The sequence below is a fragment of the Enterococcus sp. DIV0436a genome, assembly GCF_051711605.1.
Lineage (GTDB): Bacteria > Bacillota > Bacilli > Lactobacillales > Enterococcaceae > Enterococcus_B > Enterococcus_B faecium.
Genome location: NZ_JBIONA010000001.1, coordinates 202431 through 216260, shown reverse-complemented (window position 1 = coordinate 216260; position 13830 = coordinate 202431). Strand labels below are relative to the sequence as shown.

Genomic DNA, 13830 nt, shown 5'->3' with positions numbered 1-13830 from the left:
GACGTGGCATCTTCTAGCCCCGCCCCCTCCATTCTAAATATTAGTTAACCAACGTCTTCTTTACATTATTCAAGAAGACTTCTTCCATAACGAATCCCATCATCTTTTGTTTCTTCAAGAACCACATACAGGTACGGACGATTCTTCATGATGATTTCTTTGATTTTTGTGTACTCGATCACACCATCTCCCAAATTTACCGGCACGATTTTTTCCTGTTCGACACGAAAATCTTTCAAATGAACCGCACATATCTTTTCACCAAAACGTTCAAAAGCTTCTTCTACCAATTGGACCTGTTCTTGATAATCACTACTTGTGATCAAATTGGTCGGATCTAAAATGATTCCTAGATAGTCCGAATCTACTGCTTGGATCAGCTGCTCTACCCTTGCTAAAGAATACACCGGATGATTCAAACCTGGTTCTATCCCCACCATCATTTGGTATTTTTCTCCAGCTTTTACCAAGCGACGGATAACGGACACTGCTTCAGCAAATGCTTCATCTGTGAAATTTTCTTCCGTATATTGGATTTCCGGCAAAACACATCCAGTTTCCGAAGCAACCATCGACGCACCAAAGGAAGAAGCATAGCGAAGATACTGCTCGAACTTTGTCAGCAACTCTTCTCGTATCGTTAAATCTGGATGAATCATATTGATATAGCAACTTAAAATTCCTACGGTCACTTCTTGCTTTTCTAAAACTCGTTTGACATAATTTCCCATCCCAGAATTGATCTCATTTGCGCCAGAAGGTATTTCAGGAAACGAAAGACCTAAGGCGAGCTGCAGTGTATGAATCCCTTGTTCTTTTGTTTTTTCTGCAAGATCTTCTATCGTTTGGACTTCGGAAAGATCATGTCCTCTAATTGTAATGTTCAACATAACTATTCTCCTAACTCAGCATATTGGGTAGCCACATGACGATTTGCGGGAAGTAAGTAATCAAAAACAAGACGACTAAGATAACCCCATAAAAAGGAAGAAGCGGTTTCAGCATTGCCTCTGCTTTTACGCCTCCTACACTTGCACCGACATATAGTCCTGTACCTACTGGCGGCGTGATGGAGCCTACACACAGATTCATGATTGAAAACAACCCGTAATGTACAGGATCAACCCCTACACTTGTGACGATTGGTAAAAATATTGGTGTAAAAATCAAGATAGCAGGCGCCACATCCATAAACATACCCACCAGTAATAACACAAGATTGACTAATAACAGAATAATAAATTTATTATCCGTTACGCCCATAATCAACGAACTAATTGCCTGAGGAATACCGGTAAACGCCATGGCGAAAGACATCATGGAAGAAGTAGCCAATAAGAACATGATCGTCCCTGACATTGCTACTGATTGAAACAACATATTAGGTATATCTTTTAGTTTTACCGTTTTATAGTAAAACATAGCAATCAACAGGGAGTAAATGACAGCTATCGCTGAAGCTTCTACTGCTGTAAATATCCCCGTCAAGATACCACCGATAATGATGACAATCAATAGAAGGCTAGGAATCGCCTCTTTTATTATTTTTCCAGCATGAGCCATCTGTCCTTTTTCGACAACAGGGTATTTATTCTTTTTAGCAACGATGAATGCTACTAGCATGATTCCTAGCGCCCACAAAGCGCCTACGAGATAACCTCCCATAAACAAAGCAGAGATCGAAGCACCACCAGCAACAAGTGAATACATGATAAAAGCAGTACTTGGAGGAATGACCATACCTGTCGGAGCTGACGCGATATTGACCGCTGTCGCGAACTTCCGGTCATATCCTTCTTCCACTTGCTGAGGGATCAACACTCCACCAATCGCGGTAGAAGCGGCAATGGCCGAGCTAGAGATGGAACCAAATAAAGCATTCCCTAACACATTCGTATGAGCCAAAGCCCCCGGCACGCGCCCGACGAACAACATCGCAAAATCCACTAGTTTCTTAGCTATCCCTCCATTATTCATGATAATGCCCGAGAGAACGAAAAACGGAATAGCGATCAGCGAAAAACTATTGATACTTCCCACCATTTTTTGAGCTGAACTAAAAGCAGAAACATCAAACGGTATAACTAACAATAAAGTCATCATCGATGAGAATGCAATACTTATAGCAATCGGCATCCCTAATACAAGCAACACAACAAATACAAAAAATAACACTAATCCGGCTTCTATTGCCATTTTATTCCTCCATTTTTATATTTTTTCTTGAATTGCTGGCTTGTTGCTTAATGTATCGATTAGATTGATCAGGCTATAGATAATGATGAGTACCCCCGATACAGGTACTGACAGATAAACATATCCCATAGGAATACTTAAAGAAGGCGAGATCTGCCCCATTGTCAATGTGACAGCATTCCATCCGCCATACACCATGATCATCGCAGCAAATACCAGAAATAAACTTTGAACAACAACTTCTAAAATTTTACTTTTTTTGCCAGTTAATTTTTCACTTAAAACCGTTACGGCTAAATGTGCTTTTTGTCCCACAACATACGCGGAAGACAACATGGCAAACCAGACAAGACCGAATCGAACAAGCTCTTCCGTGACCGTATTTGGATTTCCTAAAACCGTTCTGGAAAATACTTGCCATAAAACAACAGCGACCATCCCAACAAGCAAAACAGCTCCCAGGATCTCTAATACCTTGTTTAAAATCATTTTCATCACAGCTACGCTCCTTGCTCTTGGATCTTTTGATAAAGGTCTTTGTAGGTAGGATCGTTTTTGAATATATCATGAAGTGGGGCAACTGCCTCTCGAAACGGTGTATTATCTACATCATTGAATTGGACTCCATGTTCTTCTTGTGCTAAAGCTTTTTCTTCTTCAATTGCTTTTGCAAAAGCTTCAATTTCAAAAACCGTTGATTCTTTCGCTGCTTCTTCAATGGCTTTTTCCTGCTCATCAGTTAGCTGTTCTTTGATGGCATCATTCATGATGATGATATCTGGCACACGTGTATGCTCATCATAGGAATAGTATTTAGCCACACCACCATGTCCAGCTGTATACAAGACAAATTCATTGTTTTCTGATCCGTTGATCAAATTGGATTGAAGAGACGTGTACACTTCATCACTTCCCATAGGTACGGGCGAACCGCCTAAAAGCTCTACCATTTTGATAGCGGTTTCGCTTTGCATCACACGGATTTTCTTTCCCTTCAAATCTTCCGGCGTATGGATCGGACCGTCTACCATATAAAAGCTGCGCTGACCAGAATCATAATAGGTCAATCCGGTAAATCCTAAATTTTTGGTCGATTGGTAGATTGGCTCCATTATTTCTTCATTATCCCTCGCCTTAAAGAAATGTTCTTCATCATTGAATAGATAAGGAACTGAAAAAATCGAATAATCTTTAGAGAAACTTTCCAACGCTGAGGCACTTACTTTTGTGAAATCTACTGCTCCTGACTGTGTCAATTCGATCAGTTCACGTTCTCCACCCAGTTGTCCATCTGGGAAATACTGGATCTGTACGGAACCATCTGTTTTTTCTTTTACTAAACGCCCAAATTCATTCATTGCATCAATTACTGGCTGGCTGTTGCTTGCATAAGCAAAGCGCAAGGTAACTATCTCATTTACGTCTGCATCTGCGACAGTTGCCACACTAGAATTATTTCCGCAGCCGCTTAGACCTAGCAGACCTAGGCTAAGCGAACTTGCTGCAAACAGCAGTGATGTTTTTTTCATATGGGTTTCCTTTCTTTTAACAATAAGAGACGAGCAATTCTGTCAAACAAAGCACCGTTAACGACTGTCCATAAGGCATTGCTGTGATTCCGATATTCCGATAAAAATCTAAACTGTCCCCCATTCCTGTCCCGATTGAAACGTTTTGAACCTCTCCTTTTTCATCGATTTGTTCAAGCAATCCTTGGATAGCACGATAAGCGACTTCTTTATATTCTTGTGGTAAATAACGTTTATGGACCGCTTTCAAAATACCGTAAGCAAATCCTGCAGTTGCAGAAGATTCTACGTAAGAAGAAGGATCATCCAACAACGTATGCCATAAACCGCTTTCAGACTGATAAGTTTTTAATGCACGCACTTGTGCTTCAAGTGTTTCGATCAATAATTTGCGCAATGCATCTTCTTTCGATAATTCTAAGATTTCAATGATCTCTGGAATAGCAATCGTCAACCAGCAGTTTCCACGAGCCCAAAATGCTTCGGCATAGTTATGATTTCCTTCAAACGTCCAGCCGTGATACCACAATCCTGTTCGTTTATCCATCAAGTATTTGATATGGATCATAAACTGGTAACGAGCTTCTTCTAAATATTCTGGGCGATTCAACAGTTTCCCGATTTTTGCCAAAGGAAGCACTGTCATCATCAATGTATCGTCCCACAACTGATTCTTATTTTCCGGTCCATATGTGGCATGCTGTAACCCGTCTTCATTTGTCCGAGGCATGTCATTCATGACCCATTCTGCCCATTGTTCTAAATAAGGCAAATAGCGTGAATCTTTCGTGTCTTCATACAAGTAAGCCATAGTCAATAGCGGTGCCATTGTATTGACGTTTTTGGGCGGAGCGCCTTCTTCCATACGATCCTCAAACCATTCATTGACCACTTGATAAGCGCGAGGATTTTTTGTCATCTGGTAATTTTTATAAATACCATATAGACCGACACCTTGTGGCCAATTCCACACTGTCCAGCTTTTGTCATCTACTTTCAGTCCATCAAAGTCCAACAAAAATTCACCATTATCGTCTTTGATCGTTGTCAGGTTTTCAACGAGCAGGTCAATTTTTTCTTTCACTAATTCTTTAGGTACAAAAATCTCTTCTTTAATAATCATCTTTACGCCACCTTTTTAAACGCTTTCATTTTATATCCTTAATATAGCAGTAATACCGTCCACTATAAATATCGCTTTTTGAACAAAAACTGTCTAAAATTGACCTAAATGTTAAATAACAAAAGTAACTTTCAGTTACTTGGAAATTAAAAAAAGAACTTGGAGAAACAACGTTTTCCAAGTTCTTTTTCATCTATTTTCTTATCTTTTTTCTACGCTTTCTTTTGCTTATCCGTTGTAAGCATCAATGATGATCTGTTTCAATTCAGAGATCAATGGTTCTTTCGGATTAGCTGTCGTACATTGGTCTTCGTAAGCTAATTCAGCCATACGGTCTACGGTTGTATCTAGTGTTTCTTGTGTGACTCCTTGAGCTTTTAGACTCATGTTGATGCCGACAGATTTTCCTAATTCATAAACAGCCGTTGCTAAAGCTTCGACTAATTCCTCTGTTGTTTCGCCTTTCAGACCTAAGAATTTTGCAATATCTGCGTAATCTGTATCTGCACGGAAATAGTCATATTTAGGGAACATCGCATGTTTTTGTGGATCTTTTGCATTATAGCGGATAATATGCGGTAAAAGAATCGCATTTGTCCGTCCATGAGGGATCCCGTATTCCCCGCCGATTTTATGTGCGACTGAGTGACAAATACCTAGGAATGCGTTAGCAAACGCCATACCAGCCATTGTAGAAGCATTGTGCATTTTTTCACGTGATTCCATATCAGGTGTTTTTACTGATTTTTCTAAATAGTCAAAGACTAACTTGATTGCTTGTAGGCTCAATCCACGTGTATAATCTGAAGCCATGACTGAAACATAGGATTCGATTGCATGTGTTAACACATCCATCCCGGTATCTGCTGTGACAGATGCTGGAACTGACATGACGAATTGAGGATCGACGATTGCGACATCTGGCGTCAATGCATAATCTGCTAACGGATATTTCACATGTGTTTCACTGTCAGTGATGACCGCAAATGGCGTTACTTCAGAACCAGTCCCTGATGTTGTCGGGATACATACGAATTGTGTTTTTTCTGGTTTGTCGATCTTATATGTCCGTTTACGGATATCCAAGAATTTTTGTTTTGCACCAAAGAAAGATGTGTCTGGGTGTTCATAGAACATCCACATTCCCTTAGCTGCGTCCATTGCAGAACCGCCTCCAAGAGCGATTACTGTATCTGGCTTGAAGTCTGCCATCAGTTTCGTTCCTGCGTATACGGTATTTGTCGATGGGTTCGGTTCAACATCTGAGAAGACTTCGATCTTCACATCATTTTTACGTCGTGCCAATACTTCACGAACTGTATCGCAGTAACCGAATTGGACCATACCAGGGTCACAAACGATCATGACACGTTTAACGTTTTCCATTTTCTCTAAGTACAATAGAGAGTTCTTTTCAAAGAAGATTTTTGGCGGTAATTTGAACCATTGCATGTTATTTCTCCGTTTCGCTACAGTTTTGACATTGATTAAGTTTACAGCAGAGACGTTACGAGAAACAGAGTTCTTACCATAAGAACCGCATCCCAAAGTCAATGACGGAATCATTTCGTTATAGATATCACCGATGCCGCCTTCTGCAGATGGTGTATTCACTAAAATACGACAAGCTTTCATTCGAAGACCGAATTTGACATGCAACTCTTCGTTTTCTGAATGGATAACTGCTGTATGTCCTAATCCTCCAAGATTCAACATACCTTCACACAAATCAAACGCATGGTCCGTGTTGTTAGCTTTGATCATGGCAAGAACTGGAGAAAGTTTTTCTCTTGATAGCGGATAATCTGGGCCTACGCCTTCCAATTCAGCAATCAGCATTTTCGTTCCTTTTGGTACACTGATTCCTGCCAATTTTGCGATTTCCATCGCAGAATGTCCAACGATTGATGGATTGACCGCATATTTTCCTTCGTTCATCACTGCATCTTCTAATTTTTGCAATTCATCTGGTTTTACGATATAAACTTGGTGTGCTTGGAATTCTGCTTTTACTGCTGCATAGATTTCTTTATCCACGATCACAGCTTGTTCAGAAGCACAAATCATTCCATTATCAAATGTTTTCGAAACGATCAAATCGTTCACTGCACGTTTGATTTTTGCTGTTTTTTCAATATAAGCTGGCACATTACCTGGACCTACACCTAAAGCTGGTTTTCCTGTAGAGTAAGCAGATTTGACCATTCCTGCTCCACCTGTTGCTAAGACGATTGCAATACCTGGATGGTTCATCAGCATAGAAGTCGCTTCAATCGATGGATGTTCGATCCATTGGATACAATTTTCAGGAGCTCCGGCAGCGATAGCAGCATCACGTACTACTCGTGCTGCTTCTGCAGAAGATTTTTGGGCACTTGGATGGAAAGCAAAAACGATTGGATTTCTTGTTTTCAACGCGATCATTGATTTGAAAATCGTTGTGGAAGTCGGATTCGTTGTTGGAGTTACTCCGCAAACCACACCGACTGGTTCAGCAATTTCAATCAACCCTTTTTGGACATCTTCATTGATCACACCAACTGTTTTATCATGTTTGATATTATGCCAAATGTATTCGGACGCATACATATTTTTGATTGCTTTATCTTCGTAAACACCGCGACCTGTTTCTTCCACAGCCATCTTTGCTAATGGCATATGTTGATCCAAAGCTGCCATTGCCATTTCATGAACGATATGGTCTACTTTTTCTTGATCAAAGCTTTCCATTTCTTTCAATGCTGCATTTGCTTTTTCTGCCAAACCATCAATCATTGCTTGTACGTCAATTGTCTTCGTTTTTTCTTTTTCCATTACTTTAGCCATCATTATCCTCCTAATGGGTCATGGTTATTTGTTAAATCATTCACATGTATATCATACAATATTTGTTTTTCTATGTAAACACTTTTTTGTGATTTTTTTCACAGTTATTTTTAAATATCAAATCCCTTTATTTATAAGCATTTGCATAGAAAAATATATAAAGTTATTTATTATTATTTATATGATACACCCGATTATTCAATGTTGAGCAATATATTCCACGCTCTTATCTCTTTCTTTTTTGAATAAAAAATGAGGTAGGACATCTTTCTGCCCTACCTCGTCTTTAAATAAGCTTTGATACTTATTTTTCTTTCTTCTCTTCCAGCGTTTCTGTTGTTTCAGTTTTTACTTCAACTGTCTCAGCTGGTTCTTCTGTTGTTTCAACAGTAGTCGTTGCATCATTTGTTACGACAGTCCCTGGTTTGACCGTTTTGATTGCTGCACGATCGTACTCAAGGAAGATCCCTTCGCAGTCTAAAACGACTGTCCGTTTATCATTGTCGATTTCTGAAACAACTCCGTGTAATCCGCCGATCGTTACGACTGAATCACCTGGTTTCATGCTATCTAACAAGTTTTGACGTTCTTGCTGTTGTTTCTTTTGCGAACGTGACATAAAAAACCACATTGCTAATAGCGCGATAAACATCACAAGCATTGGTAATGATCCCATTTTTTTCACCTCACTAATTCTGTATCTACAAAAAACACTTTAGCAGAAAAATGCTGTTAACACTAGTTTTTTACTTAATTTTTAAAAGATTTTCCTTTAGAAACTTTTTGCGTTTTCTTTATTGAACCCGTATTCTTCAAAAAAGGCTTCTCTAAATTCAAGCAAATTATCATCCATGATTGCTTGACGTACTTGTTTCATTAGATTCAACAAGAAGTATAAATTATGGTAAGAAGTCAAACGAATGCCAAATGTTTCATCACATTTGATCAAATGGCGGATATATGCACGTGTATAGTTTTTACATGTGTAACAATCACATTTCTCATCAATTGGACGGAAATCATGGGCATATTTCGCATTTTTCACTACTAGACGGCCTTGAGAAGTCATACATGTGCCATTTCGAGCGATTCGAGTAGGCAAGACACAGTCAAACATGTCTACTCCACGGATAACACCATCGATCAATGAATCAGCAGCGCCGACACCCATCAAGTAACGTGGTTTGTTTTCGGGTATCAACGGTGTAGTGAATTCTAATACACGGTTCATTTCTGATTTAGGTTCCCCGACAGATAACCCGCCGATTGAGTAACCAGGGAAATCCATCCCGACTAGATCTTTCGCACTTTGACGACGAAGATCTTCAAATCCTGCTCCTTGGATGATTCCAAACAATCCTTGACGATCTGGATTAGCATGAGCTTTCAATCCTCGTTCTGCCCATCGAGACGTACGTTCTACCGATTTTTTCACGTAGTCGTAACTTTCATCGAATGGTGGACATTCGTCAAAACTCATCATGATATCAGAGCCCAATTTATTTTGGATGTTGATTGCTTTTTCTGGTGATAAAAACATACGCGAACCGTTCAAGTGATTTTTGAAATGCACGCCTTCTTCTTCGATATTCCGCATATCACTTAATGAAAAAACTTGAAAGCCGCCTGAATCTGTTAAAATCGGTTGATCCCAGTTCATAAATTTATGCAGTCCGCCAGCTTCTTCTACTAAGTCTTCACCAGGGCGCAGCCATAAATGATATGTATTACTTAAAATAACGCCAGCACCCATTTCTTTCAACTCTTCTGGGGACATTGTTTTTACTGTTGCTAATGTTCCTACTGGCATGAACATTGGTGTGGGGAAAGTTCCGTGTGGCGTGATCAATTCCCCTAAACGCGCGCCAGTATGTTTTTCTTTCTTGATTAAACGATAGCGAATGGCAGGTTGCGTCATTCATTTCCCTACTTTCTATATAAAATATCTTGACAACTCCCACCATCATAATCGTTTCAAGTACTTTTTGCAAGTTCCCTCGGCTTCCTTCTATTTTATTTAATATTCTTTTTTTTATCCTTTTTTTATGAATAACAAAAAAAGAAAAACATTATGACAGAAATATTTTTTGATACATGATATATTGGTGTTATTAAAGAAAAGGAGGGAAAAATCATGCAATCTTCTGCAGAATTAAAACGCCAAGCAAAAGAGAGTTTAAAAGGACGTTGGGGGCAAGCTGTTTTACTAAATCTAATCCCTACATTGATTGGTATTGCTGCTATTCTTCTTATTATGATTCCTATTATCTTGTTTGCCACCACCATATATGATGGATCAGCGAGCGTCTCAGATGCGACAACTTCAGGAGGCGGTAGTTCAGGAGGCGGTGGCGGAATTATTTCCAGCATCATTAGCGCTTTGTTCATGAGCGGTATTTCTTGGACTTATCTTGATATTTTACGTGGACAAAAAGATCAGATCGAACCATTCAAAGATGCATTTCGTGGATTCAAAGGTTTGTTTATCGGCGGAGTGATCGGCTTAGCTGTGCTGATCTCGATCTTTACAACATTATGGGGTTTGCTATTAGTTATTCCTGGAATCATTAAAAGCTATTCTTATTCTCAAAGCTATTTTATCTACTACGATATCGTCCAAGAAACAGGACAAACACCTAAAGTACTGGATACAATCACTGCAAGTCGAAAATTGATGGATGGTTATAAAGGACAACTTTTCTGGTTAGATCTTTCATTTATCGGCTGGCATATCTTAGCATTAGCAACTGCTGGTATTGGTTATCTATGGCTCAGCCCATACATTTCCGCAACAAAAGCAGCATTTTATGAACAATTGCCAAAAGATATTTAAAAGAGAGTGTGACTTGTGACCGAGGGGTTGGCAGGAGAACACCGTTTATCGAGAGGTAGTAAAAGAAACATTCAGCCCATTAGCAAAAAGGAGGTGTGACAACATTTATGTCACACCTCCTTTTTGTATAGTTCCAGTAAAAAGAAAATCAACTTAGAAACAGTTGATCATTCCTCTTCTTCTGCTTCCGGTAATCGATGGAACTTGATCAGTTCATTGACCGCGATTGGTACGATAGACAAAATCCCTACCAAGAACCAGTGATTCAAACTGATGTGTACTAGGCCGAATAGTTCTTGCGTAAATGGCAGCAAAGCAACAGCCGTTGTAATAGCTAATGCCAGTAACGCCATTTCTACCAAAGCTTTATTGGTTGCTAAATTAACTTTGAAGATCGATTGACTGCTGCGTACATTGAACACATGCAAAATCGATGAATAAGCTAAGATCAAGAATGCAACAGTTTGACCGACATGCTGACTTGCATCTACCCATGGGCTAATAGTATCGACATAACTACCTAAATAGTAACCAAACAGCGTTACGATGGTGAAGACTCCTGCGTTTATGGCGATTTTTTGCAATAAACCTCGAGCAAAGATCCCTTCGTTTTTCGGAATAGGAGGCTGATCCATGATGCCGTGTTCTGCTGGTTCTCTTCCCAAAGCAAATCCTGGAAGACCATCGGCAACTACATTGACAAACAGTAGTTGCACAGCTGTGAATGGCGCTCCCCAGCCTAACAGCATCGCAATCAAAACAATAAAGATCTCCGAAATATTACAGCTTAGCAAAAAGTTGATAGCTTTACGAATATTCTGATAAACCGAACGACCTTGACTGACAGCGTCTACGATCGTCGCAAAGTTGTCATCCGTCAGAATCATATCTGCGGCACTTTGCGCCACGTCTGTTCCTGTGATCCCCATAGCACATCCGACGTTACTTGCTTTCAACGCTGGTGCATCATTCACACCATCACCAGTCATCGCTACGACTGCACCTGTACGTTGCCAAGATTTGACGATCCGGATCTTGTCTTCTGGCGTTACCCGAGCATAGACAGAGAGAGCTTTGACACGCTCATCTAATTCTTCGTCTGATAATTGATGCAGTTCTGATCCTGAAAGTGCTTCTGACGGATCATTTAAGATACCTAATTCTTTCGCTATGGCACTGGCAGTTACCACATGATCTCCAGTGATCATGACTGTTTTGATGCCAGCCTTTTTCGCTCGCTTGATTGCTCCTTTACTTTCTGGACGTGGTGGATCGATCATTCCGATCAGACCAATCAAACGTAAGTCTTTTTCCAGTGCTTCAGAAGAAATATCTTGCGGTTCTTCGTCATAAGTAGCATAACCAACAGCAATCACTCTCAGCGCCCGTTTACCAAAGCGATCATTGACAATCGCTGCTTGTTCTACATCGCCTGAACTAAAGCGCGGAGCAAGAACATCGAATGCTCCTTTGGTGATTGAGATGTATTTTTCACCCATTTGATGAACTGTTGTCATCATTTTTCGTTCAGAATCAAAAGGAAGCTCGTTTACTCGTGGATATTTTTCTTCTAATTCTGCTTTTGTATGATAATTCTCTTCAACAGCCCTAACGATGGCTACTTCTGTTGGATTACCTTTGATAACAAGGTCGTCATCTTCTTGCTCGACCGTCACATCTGTACATAGTGCAGCCATTTTCAATATTTCCATCGCGCTGTTCGTCATTGAGTCTTCGATATTCGTTACTTCATCTTCTTTGCTCCATACCCGGCGGACGCGCATTTCATTTTGTGTCAGCGTTCCTGTTTTGTCTGAGCAGATAACATTAGCGGTTCCTAGCGTTTCAACTGCTGGCAACTGTCGGATGATCGCATGTTTCCTCGCCATCTTCTGCACACCGTATGCAAGTGTCAACGTAACAATAACAGTCAAGGTTTCCGGTACAGCTGCAACAGCTAAGGAAATCGAAGTCATGAACATCTCAAGGAGTGGTTCTCCTTGCAGTTCACCAATCACAAATACTAAAGCCGCAGCCGCTAAAGCGATCATACTGATTCGTTTGCCTAGCTGATTCAATCGGACCTGTAAAGGTGTTTTTTGCATAGTATTTTCGTTCAAAAGATCCGCAATCTTACCCATTTCTGTTGCCATACCAATGGCTGTGACGATAGCTTTCCCACGACCTGCAGCAACCGTACATCCTTTAAATACCATATTAAATTGGTCACCTAATGGCTCATCTTCTTCAGCAATAAATGCTGCATCTTTTTCAACTGCTTCACTTTCTCCAGTCAACGCCGATTCTTCTACACGTAATTGTGATGCTTCGATCAAACGGGCATCGGCAGAAATAGCATCACCGGACTCTAAAACAAGAATATCACCCACTACCAGTTGCTCTGACTCAACAGTGGTCACTTTGCCGTCTCGTATGACAGTTGCCGTTTGTTTATTCATATCTTGCAAGGATTCCAGTGCTTTTTCTGCGTTTCCTTCTTGGACAATCGCCAATACCGAGTTGATCACAACGATAGCGATGATCAGCAGTCCTTCAAATAAATCCCCATGTTCTGTAGCAAATGCGGTATAAAAGGAAATCACCGCTGCTACGAGAAGGATGATCGTTGTAAAATCCGACAAGCTTCGAAAGAATTTTTTGATCATCGACTCTTTCGGCGCCTCATCGAATTTATTCAATCCCTGCTTTTTTCGCCGTTCATCCACTTCTTGTGAAGACAACCCAGTATCTGGATCTGCTTCTGTTACCTTCTTTACTTCTTCTATTGTCTGCTTGTATTCTTCCATCCTATTCCTCCTTTAAAATCTTCGTACAAAAAAAGGTACTTATTTTACTATAACATCCTTTTTTTATTTACTTCAAATAAAGGGCTTATCGATTATTTGTTAAGAAAGCGTAAAATCTAAAGTGCTTATATTTGCAAACGCTACCAAAGGATGCTATTATATAGATGTAAGGAAGGAGGATACCATCAAATAGACAGAAGAATTTCTCGATAGAACAGTGTAAGCAAACAAAGTTGTTAGAAGTACAGGTTTCACCTAGACATGCGTGTAGAGTACAAACCTATAAATAGTGAATGCGTATGGATGTTTGGATCACGGAGTATCCGAAACAAGAAGTAATGCGATACGTAACAATTGAATAACGTAAACGTCTGAAAATTGAATAGGAACAAGAGATGTTTCAAATGTTGAAGATGTAACGAAAACAAAATTTTTGTTTAACATGAAGAAATTCAACACCGTGCTTTGCATGTATGATGGAAAGTTACAATCATTTCTGTTTATTTGAATCCTTCC

Annotated in this window: 10 protein-coding genes; 1 reads left to right on the top strand and 9 read right to left on the bottom strand. The window is 39.9% G+C overall.

Annotated features, from left to right (window positions below):
• Window positions 1-65: 65 nt before the first annotated feature.
• From IGL15_RS01035 to tgt, 8 genes are all read right to left on the bottom strand, one after another.
• On the bottom strand, window positions 66-890 hold the full coding sequence (locus tag IGL15_RS01035; RefSeq protein WP_002322744.1) for a sugar phosphate isomerase/epimerase family protein: 825 nt from the start codon (window positions 888-890) through the stop codon (window positions 66-68).
• Between the two features lie 10 nt (window positions 891-900).
• Entirely contained in the window at window positions 901-2196 is a 1296-nt protein-coding gene (locus IGL15_RS01030; protein WP_002288256.1) for a TRAP transporter large permease, read from the bottom strand.
• 15 nt (window positions 2197-2211) lie between these two features.
• On the bottom strand, window positions 2212-2691 hold the full coding sequence (locus tag IGL15_RS01025; protein ID WP_002288258.1) for a TRAP transporter small permease: 480 nt from the start codon (window positions 2689-2691) through the stop codon (window positions 2212-2214).
• A gap of 5 nt (window positions 2692-2696) precedes the next feature.
• The gene (locus tag IGL15_RS01020; RefSeq protein WP_104765308.1) at window positions 2697-3725 is read right to left on the bottom strand and encodes a TRAP transporter substrate-binding protein; all 1029 of its coding nucleotides are present in this window, start codon (window positions 3723-3725) and stop codon (window positions 2697-2699) included.
• 16 nt (window positions 3726-3741) lie between these two features.
• The gene (bglB, locus tag IGL15_RS01015; protein ID WP_002288261.1) at window positions 3742-4848 is read right to left on the bottom strand and encodes a beta-galactosidase BglB; all 1107 of its coding nucleotides are present in this window, start codon (window positions 4846-4848) and stop codon (window positions 3742-3744) included.
• 228 nt (window positions 4849-5076) lie between these two features.
• On the bottom strand, window positions 5077-7674 hold the full coding sequence (gene adhE / locus IGL15_RS01010) for a bifunctional acetaldehyde-CoA/alcohol dehydrogenase (protein WP_104765309.1): 2598 nt from the start codon (window positions 7672-7674) through the stop codon (window positions 5077-5079).
• A gap of 304 nt (window positions 7675-7978) precedes the next feature.
• Window positions 7979-8350 carry a preprotein translocase subunit YajC gene (yajC, locus tag IGL15_RS01005; RefSeq protein WP_086324370.1) on the bottom strand — a complete coding sequence of 124 codons (372 nt, stop codon included), beginning with the start codon at window positions 8348-8350 and terminating at the stop codon, window positions 7979-7981.
• A gap of 96 nt (window positions 8351-8446) precedes the next feature.
• Window positions 8447-9592, bottom strand: a complete 1146-nt coding sequence (gene tgt / locus IGL15_RS01000; protein WP_002294183.1) for a tRNA guanosine(34) transglycosylase Tgt — start codon at window positions 9590-9592, stop codon at window positions 8447-8449.
• Between the two features lie 216 nt (window positions 9593-9808).
• On the opposite strand from tgt, the gene IGL15_RS00995 reads away from it, so the two are divergent.
• A complete protein-coding gene (locus IGL15_RS00995) occupies window positions 9809-10507 on the top strand; it encodes a DUF975 family protein (protein WP_002294185.1) in 699 nt (232 codons plus the stop codon).
• Window positions 10508-10674: 167 nt separating this feature from the next.
• Here IGL15_RS00995 and IGL15_RS00990 read toward each other — a convergent pair whose 3' ends face one another.
• Window positions 10675-13314: a cation-translocating P-type ATPase gene (locus IGL15_RS00990; protein WP_104765311.1), complete on the bottom strand. Its 2640-nt coding sequence runs from the start codon at window positions 13312-13314 to the stop codon at window positions 10675-10677.
• Window positions 13315-13830: the final 516 nt, after the last annotated feature.

Coding starts and splice junctions, on each gene's coding strand:
- yajC (WP_086324370.1), bottom strand. CDS start 8,350: ATGGGATCATTACCAATGCTTGTGATGTTTATCGCGCTATTAGCAATG.
- IGL15_RS00995 (WP_002294185.1), top strand. CDS start 9,809: ATGCAATCTTCTGCAGAATTAAAACGCCAAGCAAAAGAGAGTTTAAAA.
- IGL15_RS00990 (WP_104765311.1), bottom strand. CDS start 13,314: ATGGAAGAATACAAGCAGACAATAGAAGAAGTAAAGAAGGTAACAGAA.
- IGL15_RS01030 (WP_002288256.1), bottom strand. CDS start 2,196: ATGGCAATAGAAGCCGGATTAGTGTTATTTTTTGTATTTGTTGTGTTG.
- IGL15_RS01035 (WP_002322744.1), bottom strand. CDS start 890: ATGTTGAACATTACAATTAGAGGACATGATCTTTCCGAAGTCCAAACG.
- tgt (WP_002294183.1), bottom strand. CDS start 9,592: ATGACGCAACCTGCCATTCGCTATCGTTTAATCAAGAAAGAAAAACAT.
- adhE (WP_104765309.1), bottom strand. CDS start 7,674: ATGGCTAAAGTAATGGAAAAAGAAAAAACGAAGACAATTGACGTACAA.
- bglB (WP_002288261.1), bottom strand. CDS start 4,848: ATGATTATTAAAGAAGAGATTTTTGTACCTAAAGAATTAGTGAAAGAA.
- IGL15_RS01025 (WP_002288258.1), bottom strand. CDS start 2,691: ATGAAAATGATTTTAAACAAGGTATTAGAGATCCTGGGAGCTGTTTTG.
- IGL15_RS01020 (WP_104765308.1), bottom strand. CDS start 3,725: ATGAAAAAAACATCACTGCTGTTTGCAGCAAGTTCGCTTAGCCTAGGT.